Source organism: Nonomuraea sp. NPDC059023 (assembly GCF_042740095.1).
Taxonomy (GTDB): domain Bacteria; phylum Actinomycetota; class Actinomycetes; order Streptosporangiales; family Streptosporangiaceae; genus Nonomuraea.
In genome coordinates, this window is sequence record NZ_JBHYIO010000046.1 from 52709 (window position 1) to 70631 (window position 17923).

The window sequence follows — 17923 nt, forward strand, 5'->3', positions numbered from 1 at the left end:
GCAACCGGGCCGGCCGTAACAGAAAAGCGGGAGAAAGAACTACGCGGCGAGAACCTCGGAGAGAGGGACCGACGGGATGGCGAGCGCGACCCCCACGGGAGCGTTGGTGAGGGCGCCGTTGTGGGTGTTGAGGCCGAGGGCGAGGGCCGGGTCGCTCTGGAGGGCTGCCTTCCACCCCCGGTTGGCCAGTTTGACCGCATACGGCAGCGTCGCGTTGGTCAGCGCGTACGTGGAGGTGTTGGCCACCGAGCCCGGCATGTTCGCCACGCAGTAGAACACCGAGTTGTGCACCATGTACGTCGGCTCGGCGTGCGTGGTCGGGCGGGAGTCCTCGAAGCAGCCGCCCTGGTCGATGGCGATGTCGACGAGCACCGAGCCCGGCTTCATGCGCGACACGAGCTCGTTGGAGATGAGCGTCGGGGCCTTGGCGCCGGGGATGAGGACCGCGCCGATCACCAGGTCGGCCTGCAGGACCTCGCGCTCGATGGCGTAGGACGTGGAGACCAGGGTCTTGAGGCGGCCCTGGTAGATGGCGTCGATGAAGCGCAGGCGGTCGACGTTGGTGTCGAGAACGGTGACGTCGGCGCCCATGCCGACGGCGATCTGCGCCGCGTTGAGGCCGGACACGCCGCCGCCGATCACGACGATCTTGGCGGGCGAGACGCCGGGCACGCCGCCCGGCAGCACGCCGCGCCCGCCGTTGAACCGCATCAGGTTGTACGCGCCGACCTGCGGAGCCAGCCGACCGGCCACCTCCGACATCGGGGCGAGCAGCGGAAGGGCGTTGCCCACCTGGACGGTCTCGTACGCGATGCCGGTGACCTTGTTGTCCAGGAGGGCCTGGGCGCACTCCCTGCCCGCGGCGAGGTGGAGGTAGGTGAACAGCACCTGGCCCTCGCGCATGCGGTGGTACTCCTGGGCGATGGGCTCCTTGACCTTGAGCACCATGTCCGCCTCGCCCCACACGGCGTCGGCCGTGTCGAGGATCTTCGCGCCCGCGCCGAGGAACTCCTCGTCGGTGATGGACGAGCCGAGTCCGGCACCACGCTGGACGAAGACCTCGTGGCCACCGCGGGTGAGTTCGTGAACTCCTGCGGGGGTGGCGGCGACGCGATACTCGTGGTTCTTGACCTCGGCAGGCACGCCGATCTTCATGGGTCGTTCCTTTCGTTCTCCGGCACCACGCTGTGCCGGACGGAGGGTGTCAGAGGCGTTTCCACGCCTCGGTGAGGACGGAGCGCAGGATCGACTCGATCTCGTCGAACTCCTTCTCACCCGCGATCAGCGGCGGCGCGAGCTGGATCACGGGGTCGCCGCGGTCGTCGGCGCGGCAGTAGAGGCCGGCGTCGTAGAGCGCGTGGGACAGGTAGCCGCGGATCAGCCGCTCGGACTCGTCCGCGTCGAAGGTCTCCTTGGTGTCCTTGTCCTTGACCAGCTCGATGCCCCAGAAGTACCCGGCGCCGCGGACGTCGCCGACGATCGGCAGGTCCTTCAGGCTTTCGAGCTTGCCGCGGAAGACGGGCTCGTTGCGGGTCACGTGGCCGAGCAGGTCCTCGCGCTCGAAGATGTCGAGGTTGGCGAGGGCAACGGCGGCGCTGACCGGGTGGCCGCCGAAGGTGTAGCCGTGGGCGAACATCGTGTCGCCGCTCTTGAACGGCTCGAACAGCCGCTCGTGCGCGATCATGGCGCCGATCGGTGAGTAGCCGCTGGTCATGCCCTTGGCGCAGGTGATGATGTCGGGCACGTAGTCGAACTTCTGGCCGCCGAACATCGTGCCGAGCCGGCCGAAGGCGCAGATGACCTCGTCGGAGACGAGGAGCACGTCGTACTCGTCGCAGATCTCGCGCAGGCGCTGGAAGTAGCCGGGAGGGGGCGGGAAACAGCCGCCCGCGTTCTGCACCGGTTCGGCGAAGACGGCGGCCACGGTGTCCGGGCCCTCCATCTCGATGGCCTGGGCGACGCGGTCGGCGGCCCAGCGGCCGTACTCCTCCGCCGTCATCCCGGCGACGCCGGAGATCTCCTCGGCGCGGTAGTGGTTCGTGTTGGGCACCCGGACGGAGCCGGGTACCAGCGGCTCGAACATCTGCTTGAACGCGGGGATGCCGGTGATCGACAGTGCGCCCTGCGGGGTGCCGTGGTAGGCGATCTGGCGGCTGATGACCTTGTGCTTGAGCGGCTTGCCGACGAGCTTGTAGTACTGCTTGGCCAGCTTCCACGCGGTCTCGACCGCCTCGCCGCCGCCGGTGGTGAAGAAGACGCGGTTGAGCTCGCCCGGCGTGTGCTCGGCCAGGCGCGCGGCCAGCTCGATCGCCTTGGGGTGCGCGTAGGACCACAGCGGGAAGAAGGCCAGCTCCTGGGCCTGCTTGGCGGCCGCCTCCGCCAGTTCGCTGCGCCCGTGCCCGGCCTGGACGACGAAGAGCCCCGCGAGACCGTCGAGGTAGCGCTTGCCGTGGATGTCGTAGATGTACGAGCCCTCACCGCGCACGATGGTGGGGATCTCGTTCTTCTCGTAGGCGCTGTGCCTGGTGAAGTGCAGCCACAGGTTGTCTTGCGCGGCCTTGAGGATGTCGGATTCCGGCTGCGTCATGGTTATCTTCCCTCGTGTCTGAGCTCCCAACAGTCTGCCCTTTCACCTGGGGTATTGCCAAGTGAAAGCGTCGCACCAATATGCAAGAAAACCGAGATCCGTAGAACCTATATGTAACGGCAACGAAATCCGCAGGTAGATTAGCTTGGTCGGTTTCCACCCTGTGGAACCTTCTGTGATCCAATGAGTTGTACTGTTAGACCGACCCGGGGGACCGTCCCGTGACTCCTGACCAGATCGAGAGCGCCGTCGCCGCCGCGATGCCGCAGGCCGTCGAGGAACTCAAGCGCCTCGCTGCCATCCCCTCCGTGGCCTTTCCCGGGCACCCCGCAGAGCCGGTTCACGCCGCGGCTGCCGTAACCGAGGAACTGCTGCGCTCCGCCGGCCTCCCGCACGTCCAGCAGATCGCGGTCGAGGGAAGCTTCCCCGCGGTGTACGGCGAGGCCCCCGCGCCTCCCGGCGCCCCCACCGTCCTGCTGTACGCGCACTACGACGTGCAGCCCGCTGGTGACCCGGCGGCGTGGCGGACCCCGCCGTTCGAGCCGACGCTCATCAACGGCCAGTTGTTCGGCCGGGGCACCGCGGACGACAAGTCCGGCATCATCAGCCATGTCCTGGCACTGCGTGCCTTCCAGGGCCAGTTCCCCGTGGGCATCAAGGTCATCATCGAGGGCCAGGAGGAGTACGCCGGCGAGCGCCTGGAGGCCTTCGTCGAGCGCAACCCCGACCTGCTGCGCGCCGATGCCATCGTGGTGGCCGACACCGGCAACCCGAAGATCGGCGACCCGTCGGTGACCACCTCGCTGCGCGGCATGGCCGCCTTCACCATCGAGGTGCGCACGCTGAAGGAGGCCGTCCACAGCGGCTCGTTCGGCGGCGCGGCACCCGACGCGTTGTCGGCGCTGATGCGCATGCTGACCACCCTGCACGACGACAACGGCGACATCCGCGTCCCGGGCCTGCCGCGTGGCACGTTCCTGGGCCAGGGCCCGTCGGAGGACGAGTTCCGCCAGACCGCCGGCGTCCTGGACCACGTGAGCCTGGTCGGCTCCGGCAGCCTGGCCGACCGCCTCTGGTCGTCGTACGCGATCACCGTCACCGGCCTGGACGTCCCGTCGGTGTCGGGCGCGGTCAACGCCGTCCAGCCGGCGGCCAGGGCGCGCGTCACGGTCCGGATCCCGCCGGCCGCCGACCCCAAGACGACCGTGGACGCGGTCGTCGACTTCCTGCGCCAGGCGACTCCGTGGGGCGCGCAGGTCGGCTTCACCGACTTCACGGTGGGCTCCGGCTTCCAGGCCGACTCGGGCGGCAAGGCCCGCTCCGCGCTCAACCGGGCCATGGACCGCGCCTTCGGCCGCCCGCCCCGCGACGTGGGCGCCGGCGGCTCGATCCCGCTGGTCAACACGCTGCTCAAGCAGTTCCCGGCGGCGGAGATCCTGCTGTTCGGCGCGGAGGACGAGGACGCGGCCATCCACGCCCCGAACGAGCGGGTGGACCTGGAGGAGCTGCGCCGCATCGCCACGACGGAGGCCCTGTTCCTCCACGAGCTGAGCCTGCCCTCCGCTCTCGGCGTCTAGCCGTCAGGGGCCCGCTCCCGGCCGGGGGCGGGCCCTTCGGCTCAGCGCAGCGCGCGGTTGACCGCCGCGACGTAGGAGTAGAAGGCCTTGGTCCGGTGCGCGGGGTCCTCGACCCAGGCCCTGGCCAGCTTCCCGTCCTCGAAGAACAGCTTCCGCTGTCCCCTGCTGATCTCCAGTTGCACACCCATCCCGCGGCGGTTGCGGTTGGCGATGTTGCGGGGGTCGTCGCCGCCGATCTCCTGGGGCACCTCGGCCGCCACGCGGAACCCGGCCGCCCGCAGCGCCCGGCTGACCTTCTTGATCAGCGCCTTGTCCCGGCCGCCCACGTACGTGGTGACCTTGTCGCCCGCCGCGGCGTGCCAGGAGACGGTGGTGCCGACCGCGCCGACCAGCTTGAGCGCGCGCGGCTCGTCGAAGCGGGTCGAGGTGATGTGGAGCTTGCTGTTGCCGTCGGGCTTGAGGCCGACGAAGGAGTAGAAGGCGTACCTGGAACCGGCGGCGTGGTCGGCCAGCTGGGTGGTGGGCGACTCGATCGCGCCGCCGTGGATGGCGATGTGCGCCACCTTGGCCCCGCTCGGGAAACGCTGGATCCGCCGGTAGTCCGTGCCCTCGCGCTCGTGCGCGGCCAGGTCGGCGTAGTTCTTGTAGGTGTCCGCCGCGGCGGCGGGCGGGGCGAGGAGCGCGACGAGGCTCACTGCGGCGACGGCGACGGGCAGGGCTCTCTTCACGTGACACCTTTCAGTCGGAGATCATCACCAGCAGGCTAGGGCATCCTGCTTTTGGGGGACTGTCAGGCTGACCGAATCCCGCGATGATGGTCCCCATGCGCTCCACGGTGTCCCAGACGTCACGTTCTCGCCTCGCCTTCGCGGTGGCGGGCGGTGCCCTTTTCGTCCTGGCGTACGGCTGGCTGGTGCTGACCGGCCACACCGAGATCGTTCCGTCGTCCGGCTCCGGCGCGCCCGGCATCTCCCTGTGGTCCGCCTTCGTGCCCGCGCTGGCCGCGATCGTGCTGGCGATGCTGGTGTCACCCAAGAGCGAGCCGCCGCTGCCCCTGCGGGAGTTGCCCCGTGCCCGGCTGGTCAGGGAGACGCAGGTTCTGGTGGGCGCCGCCGTTCTCATGGCGATCGCCGCGCCGTTCGCCCAGGGGCTGCTCTACCACGCCGCGAAGGTCGTCTTCCTGCTGGCCATCCCGCTCGTGGCCTTCCGGCTGATCCGGGGCGGCGAGCCCAAGGCCAGGGCGATCCCGAGGCCGGTGACGTGGCTGGCGCCGCTGCCCGCCGTGGTGGCCTGGTTCGTGCTGTCGCAGATCGGGCCGCTGGCGCCGCCGCCGCACGGCGAGCTGCCGGACATGGTCACGCTCGTGGTGCTGTCCCTGCTCACGCTGCTGACGGCGAGCGTGCTGGAGGAGTTCTTCTACCGGGCGTGGCTGCAGACCCGCCTGGAGGTGCTGTACGGCAGGTGGCCGGCGATCATGGCCTCCTCGTTGTTGTTCGCGTTCATGCACACCTCCCGGATCAAGCCCGACAACCCGCTGCTCGGCATCGCCACGATCATCGCCTTCCAGGGGGTGTTCGGGCTGCTGACCGGCTACCTGTGGTCGCGCTACCGCAACCTGTGGGTGCCGGTGTTCATCCACGTGGTGACGAACCTGGTCTTCGTCCAGATGCTGTTGGGAGCGCTGACATGACGACCTTCGCGCTGATTCACGGCGTCCCCCTGTCGGCGTGCCGGGCCGTGTAGGCCAGGGAGAGGGTGGCGAGCAGGGCGGCGGCGCCGTACATCCAGAGGGTTCCGGCGCTGAGGGCCAGGCCGCCGAGTACGGTGCCGAGCCCGATGCCGGAGTAGATCGCGGAGGAGTTCAGGGAGACCAGGAGCGCGGCCTCCGCGGGCGCGGCCGTGATGAGGCGGTGCTGCTGCGGCGGGGTCTGGCACCAGCTGCTCGCGCCCCACGCCGCCATCAGGACGCCCACCAGCACCGGCAGCCGCACGCCCGAGGCGGCCAGCCAGGCCAGGGCGGCCATGGTGAGCGCCATGACCGTGTAACCGGCGGCCAGGACATGGCGGGCACCCCACCGGTCGGTGGCGTAGCCGGACAGCAGGTTGCCCGCCACGGCGCCCGCGCCGTACAGGAAGAGCATCGGCCCGATCGCCCCCACCCCGACGCCCGCCAGCGCGGGGACGCTGTAGGCGTAGGCCGTGTACGCCGCCCCCATCCCCAGCACGGTCAGCGGCAGCACGCGCACGACGGCGGGGTGGCGCAGCACCGCCAGCCGTTCGCCCAGCGGCACGCGCGGGTTGCCGGGCAACTCGGGCAGCACGGCGCGGACCGCGGGCGCGGCGGCCAGCGCGAGCACGGCCACCAGCGCGAGCGCGCCGCGCCAGCTGAGCTGCTGCGCGGCCAGGCTGCCCAGCGGCACGCCGAGCGCCGTGGCGATCGTCAGCCCGCCCACCACCACGCTCAACGCCCGCGCCCGGTGTCGCGGCGCGGACAGGGCGGCCGCCGCGGCGCCCGCGTTCGGCGTGTACGCGGCGGCGCCCAGCGCGGCCACCACCCGCGTCACCATCAGCACGCCCAGATCGGACGCCAGCGCCGACCCCAGGTTCGCCAGCCCGAGCACGACGAGCGCGGCGACCAGCAGCCTGCGCCGCGGCACCCGGGCCGTCAGCGTGGCCAGCACCGGCGAGCCCAGCGCGTAGGCGACGGCGAACACCGTCACCGACTGCCCCGCCGCCGCCTCGGACACCCCGAGGTCGGCGGCCATCTCCGGCAGGAACCCGGCCACCACGAACGCGTCGGTCCCGACCGCGAACGTCCCGAGTGCCAGCACCCAGCTTCTAATCGGGATAGTAGACATCCCCATTCTCCTCACAAAAGAACTACAGACGTGCGAACCGCTGACGCATCCGGGCCGCCGCGCCCCGCGGCGCCGTGGCCACGAGGTCGGCCACGGTCTGCCCGGCCAGCTCCCGCCGCCAGGCCAGCTCCGCCCTGCGCATGGCGGTGGCCACCCCGCACGGCCGGGCGAACTCCGGGGACGGCTCCACTCCGCGCTGCCGGATCTCGGTGCAGCGGAACGCCTCGTCCGGCCCTTCCAGCGCGGTCACGACGTCCATCAGCGTGATCCGCTCGGGCGCCCTGGCCAGCAGGAAGCCGCCCCTGGCTCCCGGCGCGGAGGTGAGGACGCCCGCCCTGACCAGCGCCTGCAGCCTCTTCTTCAGGTACGCCGGCGGCAGCTCGAACAACGTCGCGAACTTGGCCGTCGACACCGGCTGCTCACCGAGCCACGCGAGCGTGAGGCAGCAGTGCAGCCCCCACTCCACCCCTTCACCGATCCGCATAACCGGGATATTACACGTCCCGGTTAGCGGACCCTGCCGTGCAGGAGCTCGACGAGCGTCGCGTGCGTCTCCTCCAGGGGGCGTTCCGGGTGCATGACCCGGCGTTCGATCGAGACCGTCAGCACCATGCCGAAGATGGCCGTGGCCGCCGTCTCCACGTCGAGGTCGGCGCGGACCTCGCCGCCGTCGGCCGCCTGGCGCAGCACCTCGGCGTAGACGCCGAGCGCCCGCGCGCGTAGCTGGGCCACGGCCTCCTGCCAGGCGGTACGCCACATCTCGGCCAGCAGGACCCGGGCGAACGGGCCGTACTGCTCGAAGAAGCGCAGTTGCCCGAGCACCACCGCGTCCAGGCGCTCCAGCGCGCTCGCGCCCACCGCCGCCTCCGACAGCGCCTCGGCCAGCTTGCCGATCGAGTGCTCCAGCAGGGCGCCGAACAGCCCTTCCTTGCTGCCGAAGTTGTAGAACACGGTGCCCTTGGCCACCCCGGCGCGCTCGGCGATCGCGTCGACCGTCGTGGCCGAGTAGCCCTGCTCGGCGATCAGCGCGACGGCCGCGCCGAACACCTTCATGCGGGTGTCGGCGCGACTCACAGCGACAGCTCCGGGTGCAGGCGCTTCACGGACCAGACGCGGCTGCGCTCCACGGCGAGCGCGGTCAGCGCGAGCGCGAGCAGGAGGAAGGCTGACAACACCCCGCAAGCCTGCCACACCACGGTCAAGTCACCGCCGCTGATGAGCCGGCGCAGCGCCGAGACCACCCAGCTCATCGGCAGCCACGGCGAGATCGTCTGGAAGAACCCGGGCGAGGTCTCGATCGGGTACGTGCCCGCCGCCGAGGTCAGCTGCAGCATGAGCAGCGCCAGCGCCGCCACCCGGCCGGGCGCGCCGAGCAGCGCGTTGACCGCCTGGACGATCGCCATGAACGCCGCCGCGGTCAGCAGCAACAGCCCGGCCACGCCCGCCCAGTGCGCCGCCTCCAGGCCGAGGGCGAACCTCAGCACGGCCAGCAGCACGCCCACCTGGGCCGCGCCCAGCGCGAGGGCGGGCAGCCAGCCGGCCAGGACGATCCGCGCCGGCCCCGAGGCGCCGGCCAGCAGCCGCTGGTTGAGCGGCTTCAGCACCATGAACGCGATCATCGCGCCCACCCACAGCGCCAGGGGCAGGAAGAACGGGGCGAATCCGGTGCCGTAGTTCGGCACCTCGTTGTCGACCGTCTTGGCCAGCCGTACCGGGTCGCTCATGACGTCGGTGCGGGACTCGCGCTGCTGCTCCGAGTAGTCGGGGATCTTCTCGGCGCCGTCGCCGAGACCGTCGGCGAGGTCCTGCGAGCCCTTGGTCAGCTTGGTCATGCCGTCGTCGACCTTGCCCGCGCCGTCGTGCAGCTTGCCGACGCCCGAGTGCAGCTGGGTGGCGCCGTCGCCGAGCTTGACCAGCCCGCCGCCGAGCTTGCCGATCCCGTCGGTGACCTGCTGGGATCCGTCCTGGAGCTTGGTGGCGGCGGCGTGCAGTTTGGTGACGCCCTGCCCGGCCTTGGCGGCGCCCGTGTCCAGCTTCGCCGCGCCGTCGGCCAGCTTGGCCAGGCCCGCGTCGAGCGCGTTGACCTGCTCCCTGACCTGGTCGAGCTTGGGGCCGAGTTCGGGAGCCAGGGCGGCGATCTTGCGCGCGTTCCCGGCCAGCTCGCGGGCGCGTTCGGGCAGGGTCGAGGTGCCGCCGAGGCGTTCCTGGAGCTGGCCCGCCTGTTCGGCGGCGCGCTCCGCCGCGTTCGCCGTGCTCCTGAGCAGGCCGCGCAACTGCGGGTCGGACTCGCCGTCCAGCAGGTCGAGGGCGGCCCGCGCCTGGGAAGCGGCCTCCTGGGCGTTGCCACCGGCGCGCCCGGCCAGCCCTTCCAGACCGTCGGCGAGCTGGTCGGCGGCGTCGGCGACCGCGTTGGCCGACTCGGCCACCCTGGGCCCGTACTCGTTGAGCACCGGCACGTACTTGTCGGCGAGCTGGTTGACCGTGCCACGTTGCGCGTGCACCCGCTCGTACGCCTGCCGGTTGCCGCCGGCCAGTTTCCCCGCGCCGTCGCCCAGCTCGTCCAGGCCCTTCTTGAGCTTGCCCATCGCGTCCGTGGCCTTGCCGATGCCCTGGGTGACCTTGGCGGAGCCGTTCTGGAGCTTGCCGGTGGCGGTGTTGGCGCTGTTGAGTCCCACCGAGAGCCGCTTGGCACCGTCCTCGGCGCTGCCGAGGCCGGTGTTGAGCCGGGAGACGCCGTCACCGGCCTTGACCGTGCCGTCGCGCAGCTCGCCCGCGCCGTCGGCGGCCTCGGTGGTCTTGTCGTGGATGTCGCCGATAGAGACGAAGACCTTGTCGAAGTAGTCGCGTACGGCGGTGCGCGCGGCGGCCGAGCGCACCTCGTTGAAGACCGCGTCGGAGATGGTGCCGACGATGTAGCTGCGCCCGGTGTCCACCCGCAGCCCGAGCTGGGCGGGAGACGGCGTGCCCTTGTCGTCGGAGGGCGAGGCGAGGTTGGCGCTGAAGTCGCGCGGGATCGTCAGCGACAGGTAGAAGCTGCCGTCGTTGACGCCGTCGGCCGCCTCCTGAGCGGTCGTGCGGCGCCAGTCGAAGACCTCGCGATCGGCCAGCTCGTCGGCCAGTTCCTTGCCGGCGTCGACGGTCTTGCCGTCCACGGTGGCCGGCCGGTCCTCCATGACCAGCGCCACCGGCACCCGGTCGAGGTTGCCCTGCGGGTCCCAGAACGACCACAGGTACAGGCCCGCGTACAGCAGCGGCAGCACCACCACGGCCGCCAGCGCCGCCCTGGTCAGCCGGGAGCGCAACATCGCCTTCATGACAGCTCCACCAGGGTGTCGACGCGGGCGGGGGCTTCGACCGCCGAGGCCACCACGGTGTGCCCGGCCGCGGCCAGGTCCCGCAGGGCCTGCCAGACCGCGAGCCGCCGGTCGTCGGGCAGCCCGAGGTCCACGTTGTCGGCGACGATCACGTGGGGCTCGTCGAGAAGGGCAAGAGCCAGGCCGAGCCGTACACGCTGCTCGCGGTCGAGCTCGCGGGTGAGCGCGCGCTCGTCCGCGACCACGCCCGCCCTCTTCAAGGCTTGGGTGTACGGCTTGCGCCGCCGCTCACGCAGGTGCTCCCGGACGGTGAGCGAACGGTCGAGGTCGGTCACCCCGTCGACCAGCGCCAGGGCGGCGGCCTTGCGGATGGCGCGCGGCCGGGTGTGCCCGGCGACGCTGAGCGTGCCCCCCGTCGGCTTCATGCGCCCGGCCAGCGTGAGCAGCAGGCTCGTCCGCCCGCTGCCCGCCGGTCCCGCGACCACCGTCAGAGTCCCTTTCCCGGACTCGAACGTGACCTCGGGAAACACCCCGTCCACCGCCAACCCGCTGGCGACAATCACGACACTCACCTCTTGAACTGACCAGTCAGTACAAATTTCAGCGTACACCCACGAAAGCGCGCTGCAACTCCGCGGGGTTCTCATTCGTCGGACAGGTAGCGACACGGGGAGGCTGGGGTGTACACACCGACTCAGCGGCGCAGGCGCCGGTTGGCGCGCTTCGTCGTCGTGGCCGTCCTGGCCGGTGGGCTCGTCGTGGCACTGCGGGTGATCTTCGTCGGGGTCGGGACGGACGCCGCCCAGCGACCGGACCGGCAGTACGCCTGCGACGACGGCGGCGGCGCCAAGCTCAGGGTCCTCGCCTCGCCGGAGAAGGCCGAGCTGCTCGAAAGGATGGCCGCCGCCTACAACCGGCGCGGCTCCGGCGGTTCGTGCACCGACGTGGTCGTCGTCACCAAGACCAGCGGCAGCGCGCTCACCGCGCTGGCCACCACCTGGGACAAGCGCCTCGACGGCCCCCGCCCCGACGTGTGGTCACCGGCGAGCAGCAGCTGGCTGACGCTGCTGCGCCAGCGCGCGGCCGCCGCCGGCAAGCCCTCGCCGGTCGCCGCCGACAACCCGTCGATCGCCAGGACACCGCTGGTCATCGCGATGCCGCGGCCCATGGCCGAGGTCCTGGGCTGGCCGGCCAAGGCGCTCGGCTGGTCCGACATCCTCGAACTGTCCGGGCAGGGCTGGGCCAAGTACGGCCGTCCGGAGTGGGGCAGCTTCCGCCTCGGCAAGACCAACCCGAACTTCTCCACCTCCGGCCTCAACGCGACCGTGGGCGCCTACTTCGCCGCGACCGGCCGGTCCGGCGACCTCACCGAGAAGAACGTGGCCGACGCCGGGACGCGCAGGTTCGTCCAGGCGATGGAACGTTCGATCGTGCACTACGGCGACACCACGCTCACGTTCCTGTCGAACCTGCGGCGCGCCGACGACGCCGGCGCCGGCCTGACCTACATCTCGGCGCTGACCGTCGAGGAGAAGTCGGTGTGGGACTACAACCAGGGCAACCCGACCGGCGACCCGAAGACGCTGGGCAAGCACGCCAAGCCGAAGGTCCCGCTGGTGGCCATTTACCCGAAGGAGGGCACGCTCTTCTCCGACAACCCCTTCGCCCTGCTCAACCCGGCGAAAGCCCAGGCCGCCGCCGACTTCGTGAAATATCTACAGGCGCCCGAACAACAGGCCCGCTTCGCCGAGTACGCCTTCCGCGGCCACGACGGGGCCCCGGGCAAGCTGATCACCGAGGCCAACGGCCTGCTGCCCGGCCAGCCTGCCACCGAGCTCAAGCCGCCCGCGCCGGACGTGCTCGACAAGGTGCTCCGGAGCTGGGCCGAGCTCCGCAAGCCCGCCAACGTGCTGCTCGTCATCGACACCTCCGGCTCGATGGGCGCGCCGGCGCCCAAGACCGGCAAGAGCAAGCTCGAACTGGCCCAGCAGGCGGCCGTGAAGACGCTTCCCCAGTTCGGCCCCGCCGACCGGGTGGGGCTCTGGATGTTCTCCCTGAAACGCGACGGTAAAAAGGACCACCTGCGCCTGGCCGAGATCGCGCCCATGACCCCCGAGCACCGCGACGAGATCGAGCGGCGCATCGAGGGCCTGGTCCCCGAGGGCGGCACCGGCCTGTACGACACCGCGCTCGCCGCCCACCGGCAGGTGTCCGAGACCCAGAGCCAGGACACCATCAACGCCGTCGTCTTCCTCACCGACGGCCAGAACGAGGACAGGAAGAGCATCTCCCTGAAGAACCTGCTGCCCAAGCTGAAGACGGAGCAGGGCGCGGAGACGGTCCGTCTGTTCACCATCGCCTACGGCAAGGACGCCGACCTCGGGGTGCTCAGGCAGATCTCCGAGGCCACGAACGCGGCCGCCTACGACTCCCGCAAACCGGGGAGCATCGACCAGGTGTTCACCGCGGTGGTGAGCAACTTCTGACGCCCTTTCGTGGGCCGTCGCGGTGGTGCGTTCGTCCGACGTGAGAAGCGACCCCCACGATCGGCGCCCGCCCGCGACGGCGGGTGGCGTGGGGGCGGCTTGCCGTACGGGATGGAAGGAGAGGTCACGCCTTCACCGCGCCCGCGATGGCGTCGACCACGTAGCGCTGGGCGACGACGAACACCACGACGATGGGCGCGAGGGAGATGATGGCGGCGGCGCAGAGCAGGGTCCAGTTGGTGGAGGTCTGGCTGGTGAAGGCGTACAGGCCCACCCCGAGCGTGCGGAGCTCCGGCTTGCCCAGGGTGAACACCAGCGGCAGGAAGAAGTTGTTCCACGAGCCGATGAACGTGAACAACCCCAGCGTCGCCGCCATCGGCCGCGACAGCGGCAGGATCACCCGGAAGAACAGCGTGTTGTAGCCGGCGCCGTCCACCCGGGCCGCCTCCTCCAGCTCCTTGGGCATCGCCTGGAAGTACGCCATGAACATGAACGTGCCGAACACCAGCCCGCCGCCGACCTGCACGAGGATCACCGACCAGATGGTGTCCAGCAACCCCAGGGCCTTCACGATGTCGAAGACCGGGATGATCGTGTAGCCGTGCGGCAGCAGGAACGTCGCGCCGATGACGAACAGCAGGGTCTTGCGGCCGGGGAAGGTGTGCCGGGCCAGCGCGTAACCGGCCATCGCGGTCAGCAGCAGCGTGAAGGCCACCGTGACGAGCGAGATCACGAGCGTGTTGACGAAGTACGTGCCGAAGCTGGCCTGGTCCCAGGCCTTGGCGTAGTTCTCCCACCGCATCTCCGCCGGGATCAGGCTGAGGCCGCCGTCGAGAAAGTCCATGGGCGTCTTCAGCGAGCTGCCGAGCGCCCACAGGAACGGATAGACGTAGGCGAGGCCGAAGCCCAGCAGCAGGATGTGCCGTGTCACCTTCATGCGCGCGCCGCCTTCCGTGCCCGCATGACCTTGATGGCCCACATCTGTCCCAGCGTGAGCACGAGCAGGATGATCCCGAAGAAGAACGAGGCCGCCGAGGCGTAGCCGACGTTGGGTTCCGCCGAGCCGCCGCTGCCGATGCTGCCGCCGAAGGCCTGGTGGTAGATGTAGGTGTTCACGACCTCGGTCGCGAAGTACGGCCCGCCGCCGGTCAGCACCATCACCAGGTCGAACACCTGGAGGCTGCCGATGATGGCGAGGAAGACGATGACCACGCCGACGCCGCGCAGGCCGGGCACGGTCACGTGCACGAACTGGGCGATCTTCCCCGCCCCGTCGATCTGCGCCGCCTCGTACTGCTCCTTGGGGATGGTCTGGAGCCCGGCCAGGAAGTAGACCATGTTGTAGCCGAGCGTGTTCCAGATGCCGATGACGATCACCGCCCAGAGCGCGGTGCCGGGGTCGCCGAGGAAGTCGAGCGGCTGGTCGGTCAGGCCCACCGCCATCAGCGGCCGGCTGAGCACGTCGCTGAAGTTCGACAGCATGAGCTTGAGCACGATGCCGACGATGGCCACCGACGTGACCGCGGGCAGGAAGTAGACGGCCCGGTAGAAGGTGGAGCCGCGCAGCTTGGGGTTGTTGAGCACGAGGGCCAGGGCCAGCGCGAGCACGAGTTGCACCGGTACGAGCACCAGCGTGTACAGGGCGGCGTGCCGGAAGGAGCTCCAGAAGAACTCGTCGGCCGCCACGTCGGCGAAGTTCCGCAGCCCGATGAAGTCGGTGGGATCGCCGAGCCCGTCCCACTCGTACAGGGTGTAGCCGAGCGAGGCGAAGATCGGGTAGATCACGAAGACCGCGGTCAGGATCGCGAACGGGGCGAGGTAGACGTAGGTCCAGCCGTGGCGGCGGACGGGGCCGGGGCGCTGGGTGGTGGGAGAGGGGGCGCTCACCCGGGTGAGCTGTGCCGTCGCCATTCCTACTTGGCGCCGATGTACTCGGGGATGTCCCACTTGTAGGGCTTGGTGAGATCCCAGTCGGCGAACACGTAGTCGTCCAGGCTCACCTTGTGGCCCTTCTTCCTGGCCTTGTCCAGCGCCTCGGTGAAGACGCGCTCCTGCTCTTCGGCGAGCTTGGCGAGCGCTCCGGCCAGGTCCTTGATCTGCCCGGTGTAGAGGCCCGTGGTGATGGCGTCGAAGTCCGGGGTGATCTTCTTGGGCACGACGTTGGCGGTGGCCGGGTTGCGCAGGGCTGGGCTGGGGCCGGGCAGGATGAGCTTGGCCATGCCGACGTAGGCGGCGAAGGGCGCGAAGTCGATCTTGCTGGGGTCGTTGGCCTCGGGGTGCGAGGACAGCCCGCCCTTGAGCTCCTGAACCCACCTGCTGCCGGCGTCGAGGCCGTGGTACCACTTGAACCACTCCCACGCCTGGTCCGGGTTCTTGGTGGAGGCGGAGATGGCCAGGCTGTACTTGCCGGGTCCGTGATAGAAGAAGCTTTTCTGCTGTGCCTCCGGCGTGATCAGGGTGGTCACCGAGTAGTCGGTGAAGCCGAGCTCCGTCCAGCCGGGCTGGTTCCAGACGCCGCCGACGATCATGCCGAACTTGCCGCGGGCGAAGTGCTGGCGGGAGATCTCGTCGTCCACGCTGAGCGCGTTCGGCACGACGAAGCCCTTGGACTTCCACTCCAGGAACAACGTGAGGAAGTCGCTGACCACCCGGTCGGTGCTCCGGGTGAACTTCCCGGTACGCGGGTCGAGCCCGCCGGGGAAACCGGGCGGCATCGAACCCGGGTACCCGGCACCCGCCGTGAACAGCTCCGTCCACCACGGGATCATCGCGAACGCGCTGTTGCCGAACCCGATCCCGTGGACGCTCCCGTTGCCCTTCTTGACGATCTGCTCGGCGAACAGCGTCACCTCGTCCCACGTCTTCGGGATCTTGACGGTGCCGTCCGCCTCGACCAGACCGGCGTCATTGAACACCTTGTTGTTGACGTAGAGCTGCACCCAGGGGGCCTCGCCGTCGAACGGCGCGCCGTACACCTTGCCGTTGATGGCGTTGACGCCCTCCACGAACGAGTAGGCGGGGAAGGTCTTCTGCCACTCCAGCGTCGCGTACTTGTCGAGGGCCAGCACGCGGCCCTCCTCCACGTAGTCGTCGAGCCTGTCGGTGGGCACCTTGAAGACGTCCGGCGCGTTGCCGCCGCGCCAGGCCAGGTCGAGCAGCTTCTCCAGGTCGCCGCTGGCCTGCTGGGCGCGCTTGACCACGATGTCGGGGCGGGCGGCCTGGAAGAGCTCGATCTCCTTCTTGATCCAGGGCTCCTGGCTGACCATCTGGTCCCAGTGGGTCAGCTCGGCGGCACCTTTGCCGCTCTTCTTGGAGGTCCCGCAGGCGGCCAGGGCCGAGGTGGCGAGGGCGCCGGCGAGGAAGCCGCGCCGGGACAGGTGACGGGGTTCTGACATGGGGTTCCTTCGGTGTTAGGGGGTGACCCGCGGTGGCGCGGTGGAGGCCCGCACGATCAGCTCGGGCGAAGGGGGGTCGGGATCGGCCGGCCGGCCGTCGATCCTGGCCAGGAGTAGTTCGGCGGCGATCGCGCCGATGCCGATCGGGTCCTGGCGGACGGTGGTCAGCGGCGGGTGCAGGTGCGCCGCCTCGGGGTTGTCGTCGAAGCCGGTGATGGAGATGTCGCCGGGCACGTCCAGGCCCTTCTCCCTGACCACGGACATGCCGGCGATGGCCATCAGGTCGCTGGCGTAGACGATCGCGGTGGGTCCGTGTTCGAGCAGCCGCCTGGTCGCCGCCGCCCCGCCGTCGCCGGTGAAATGCCCGGCATCCCGCAGTACGGCGGGCAGCCCGTGACCCTCCATGGCCCGGCGCCAGGCGTGCAGGCGGGAGGTGGAGTGCCGGTAGGCGGGGGCGCCCTCGACGAAGGCGATGTCGCGGTGGCCTAGCCGTACGAGATGGCCGACCGCGGCGGCGATGCCGTCGCCGTCGCGCACGCCCACCGCGGGCATGTCCCCGTAGTCGGCGCCGGCGGGACCGACCGCGACGGTGGGCAGCCCGAGCTCGCCGAGGAGCGCGGGGCGCTGGTCGCCGTCGCGGATGTCGAGCAGGAACGCGCCGTCGATGCGGCGCTCGGTGACCAGCCGCCGGTAGGCGGCGGCCTCGACCTCCTCGTCCTCGCCCACGACCTGCAGCACCAGCACCGACCCGCTGCCCTGCAACACGGTCTCGACCCCGCCGAGGAAGCCGGCGAAGAACGGATCGACGGCCAGGTGCCGGGTGTCGCGGGCGAGCACGAGCCCGACCGCGAACGCCCGTGAGCTCAGCATCGCCCGCGCGTGGATGCTGGGACGCCAGTTGAGGTCCTGGGCGGCCTGCTTGATGCGGCGGCGGGTCTCGTCGCTGACGCCCGGCTTGTCGTTGAGCGCCAGGGACACGGCGCCCTTCGACACGCCGGCCAGGCGCGCAACGTCGGCAATCGTCGGAGGTGTCTCGCTGGCCATGGCACCCCTGGGTTGGACGTAGGGAACTAAATGCATTTAGTAGTCCCACACGTCGGAGGATGTCAATAGCCGCTTACTGAAACGGCGAAGGGCCGCCCGGGTGTGCTGGGCGGCCCTTCGGGTCTTTCCGCTAGCGGATCGGCAGGTCGTAGTAGCGGCGGACGCTGGAGCCGAGCCTGCCCACGTCGGCCCCGTAGACGTGGAGGGAGACGCCGATCTCGTCGCTGGTGTTCTCGACCTTGTGGATGTCGCCGGGCGGCGCGAAGCCGCTGACCTCGCCCGGCTGGTTGGCGGCCCGGCCGATCTCCACCAGATGGTCGCCCATATCCCGATAAAGCGTCTCGTACTCCACGCCACTGAGGATGCCGAACGTACACCAGGACACATGGTCGTGGACGCGCGTCTGCTGGCCGGGCCGCCACACGACGGCCACGACGGAGAACTCCTCCTGCGTGTGCAGCGGGAAGGAGCGGTAGGTCTCACGGTCCCCCGCGCGCTCCTCGTCGGTGAGCACGTCGAGCCCCGGAAGGTTCAGCCGCAGGAAGTCCGCTACGGCGAAGGCGGTGTCTCTCGGCGAAAGGTCCTTGGCCACGATGTCCCTGACTCCGGACACGAGCTGATCGAGTCCGGGCCTGGCCAGCATGATTTCCATGGTTTCCCCC

The 17923-nt window shown here is 70.3% G+C and carries 16 protein-coding genes; 3 read left to right on the plus strand and 13 right to left on the minus strand.

The window, feature by feature from the left end:
• Nucleotides 1-39 precede the first annotated feature (39 nt).
• Together ald and ACFWYW_RS49765 are read right to left on the minus strand one after the other, a co-directional pair.
• On the minus strand, nucleotides 40-1155 hold the full coding sequence (gene ald, locus ACFWYW_RS49760; RefSeq protein WP_379621910.1) for an alanine dehydrogenase: 1116 nt from the start codon (nucleotides 1153-1155) through the stop codon (nucleotides 40-42).
• 49 nt (nucleotides 1156-1204) lie between these two features.
• Nucleotides 1205-2587, minus strand: coding sequence for an aspartate aminotransferase family protein (locus ACFWYW_RS49765; protein ID WP_379621912.1), 1383 nt, complete (start codon nucleotides 2585-2587; stop codon nucleotides 1205-1207).
• A gap of 221 nt (nucleotides 2588-2808) precedes the next feature.
• Between ACFWYW_RS49765 and ACFWYW_RS49770 the strand changes: the two genes are divergently transcribed.
• Entirely contained in the window at nucleotides 2809-4164 is a 1356-nt protein-coding gene (locus ACFWYW_RS49770; RefSeq protein WP_379621914.1) for a dipeptidase, read from the plus strand.
• Between the two features lie 41 nt (nucleotides 4165-4205).
• On the opposite strand, the gene ACFWYW_RS49775 is transcribed toward ACFWYW_RS49770, so the two are convergent.
• Complete coding sequence (locus ACFWYW_RS49775; RefSeq protein WP_379621916.1) at nucleotides 4206-4892, minus strand: poly-gamma-glutamate hydrolase family protein; 687 nt, start codon at nucleotides 4890-4892, stop codon at nucleotides 4206-4208.
• A 95-nt stretch (nucleotides 4893-4987) separates the two neighbouring features.
• Here ACFWYW_RS49775 and ACFWYW_RS49780 point away from each other — a divergent pair, with 95 nt between their 5' ends.
• Complete coding sequence (locus tag ACFWYW_RS49780) at nucleotides 4988-5854, plus strand: CPBP family intramembrane glutamic endopeptidase (RefSeq protein WP_379621918.1); 867 nt, start codon at nucleotides 4988-4990, stop codon at nucleotides 5852-5854.
• A gap of 16 nt (nucleotides 5855-5870) precedes the next feature.
• Here ACFWYW_RS49780 and ACFWYW_RS49785 read toward each other — a convergent pair whose 3' ends face one another.
• From ACFWYW_RS49785 to ACFWYW_RS49805, 5 genes are read right to left on the minus strand one after another with little or no spacing between them, the layout of a single operon-like run.
• Nucleotides 5871-7022 carry an MFS transporter gene (locus ACFWYW_RS49785; protein ID WP_379621920.1) on the minus strand — a complete coding sequence of 384 codons (1152 nt, stop codon included), beginning with the start codon at nucleotides 7020-7022 and terminating at the stop codon, nucleotides 5871-5873.
• A 22-nt stretch (nucleotides 7023-7044) separates the two neighbouring features.
• Nucleotides 7045-7506: an RrF2 family transcriptional regulator gene (locus ACFWYW_RS49790; RefSeq protein ID WP_379621922.1), complete on the minus strand. Its 462-nt coding sequence runs from the start codon at nucleotides 7504-7506 to the stop codon at nucleotides 7045-7047.
• 23 nt (nucleotides 7507-7529) lie between these two features.
• Nucleotides 7530-8096 (minus strand): TetR/AcrR family transcriptional regulator, encoded by a 567-nt coding sequence (locus ACFWYW_RS49795; RefSeq protein ID WP_379621924.1) that lies wholly within the window; start codon nucleotides 8094-8096, stop codon nucleotides 7530-7532.
• Nucleotides 8093-10336, minus strand: a complete 2244-nt coding sequence (locus ACFWYW_RS49800) for a YhgE/Pip family protein (RefSeq protein WP_379621926.1) — start codon at nucleotides 10334-10336, stop codon at nucleotides 8093-8095. The genes ACFWYW_RS49795 and ACFWYW_RS49800 overlap by 4 nt, the downstream gene beginning before the upstream one ends.
• A complete protein-coding gene (locus tag ACFWYW_RS49805; protein ID WP_379621928.1) occupies nucleotides 10333-10899 on the minus strand; it encodes an ATP-binding cassette domain-containing protein in 567 nt (188 codons plus the stop codon). The genes ACFWYW_RS49800 and ACFWYW_RS49805 overlap by 4 nt, the downstream gene beginning before the upstream one ends.
• 117 nt (nucleotides 10900-11016) lie before the next feature.
• Between ACFWYW_RS49805 and ACFWYW_RS49810 the strand changes: the two genes are divergently transcribed.
• Nucleotides 11017-12822, plus strand: coding sequence for a substrate-binding domain-containing protein (locus ACFWYW_RS49810; protein ID WP_379621930.1), 1806 nt, complete (start codon nucleotides 11017-11019; stop codon nucleotides 12820-12822).
• 124 nt (nucleotides 12823-12946) lie between these two features.
• Here the strand turns inward: ACFWYW_RS49810 and ACFWYW_RS49815 are convergent, their stop codons facing one another.
• From ACFWYW_RS49815 to ACFWYW_RS49835, 5 genes are all read right to left on the minus strand, one after another.
• A complete protein-coding gene (locus tag ACFWYW_RS49815) occupies nucleotides 12947-13759 on the minus strand; it encodes a carbohydrate ABC transporter permease (protein WP_379621932.1) in 813 nt (270 codons plus the stop codon).
• Nucleotides 13756-14733: a carbohydrate ABC transporter permease gene (locus ACFWYW_RS49820; RefSeq protein ID WP_379621934.1), complete on the minus strand. Its 978-nt coding sequence runs from the start codon at nucleotides 14731-14733 to the stop codon at nucleotides 13756-13758. The genes ACFWYW_RS49815 and ACFWYW_RS49820 overlap by 4 nt, the downstream gene beginning before the upstream one ends.
• 2 nt (nucleotides 14734-14735) lie before the next feature.
• Nucleotides 14736-16217 (minus strand): ABC transporter substrate-binding protein, encoded by a 1482-nt coding sequence (locus tag ACFWYW_RS49825; RefSeq protein WP_379621936.1) that lies wholly within the window; start codon nucleotides 16215-16217, stop codon nucleotides 14736-14738.
• 15 nt (nucleotides 16218-16232) lie between these two features.
• Entirely contained in the window at nucleotides 16233-17261 is a 1029-nt protein-coding gene (locus ACFWYW_RS49830) for a LacI family DNA-binding transcriptional regulator (protein WP_379621938.1), read from the minus strand.
• Between the two features lie 130 nt (nucleotides 17262-17391).
• Nucleotides 17392-17913, minus strand: coding sequence for a cysteine dioxygenase (locus tag ACFWYW_RS49835; protein WP_379621940.1), 522 nt, complete (start codon nucleotides 17911-17913; stop codon nucleotides 17392-17394).
• Nucleotides 17914-17923: the final 10 nt, after the last annotated feature.

Excerpts from the sequence above, each read along its gene's own strand:
- ald (WP_379621910.1), bottom strand. The coding sequence starts at position 1,155 with ATGAAGATCGGCGTGCCTGCCGAGGTCAAGAACCACGAGTATCGCGTC.
- ACFWYW_RS49765 (WP_379621912.1), bottom strand. The coding sequence starts at position 2,587 with ATGACGCAGCCGGAATCCGACATCCTCAAGGCCGCGCAAGACAACCTG.
- ACFWYW_RS49780 (WP_379621918.1), top strand. The coding sequence starts at position 4,988 with ATGCGCTCCACGGTGTCCCAGACGTCACGTTCTCGCCTCGCCTTCGCG.
- ACFWYW_RS49785 (WP_379621920.1), bottom strand. The coding sequence starts at position 7,022 with ATGTCTACTATCCCGATTAGAAGCTGGGTGCTGGCACTCGGGACGTTC.
- ACFWYW_RS49790 (WP_379621922.1), bottom strand. The coding sequence starts at position 7,506 with ATGCGGATCGGTGAAGGGGTGGAGTGGGGGCTGCACTGCTGCCTCACG.
- ACFWYW_RS49800 (WP_379621926.1), bottom strand. The coding sequence starts at position 10,336 with ATGAAGGCGATGTTGCGCTCCCGGCTGACCAGGGCGGCGCTGGCGGCC.
- ACFWYW_RS49815 (WP_379621932.1), bottom strand. The coding sequence starts at position 13,759 with ATGAAGGTGACACGGCACATCCTGCTGCTGGGCTTCGGCCTCGCCTAC.
- ACFWYW_RS49820 (WP_379621934.1), bottom strand. The coding sequence starts at position 14,733 with ATGGCGACGGCACAGCTCACCCGGGTGAGCGCCCCCTCTCCCACCACC.
- ACFWYW_RS49825 (WP_379621936.1), bottom strand. The coding sequence starts at position 16,217 with ATGTCAGAACCCCGTCACCTGTCCCGGCGCGGCTTCCTCGCCGGCGCC.
- ACFWYW_RS49830 (WP_379621938.1), bottom strand. The coding sequence starts at position 17,261 with ATGGCCAGCGAGACACCTCCGACGATTGCCGACGTTGCGCGCCTGGCC.
- ACFWYW_RS49835 (WP_379621940.1), bottom strand. The coding sequence starts at position 17,913 with ATGGAAATCATGCTGGCCAGGCCCGGACTCGATCAGCTCGTGTCCGGA.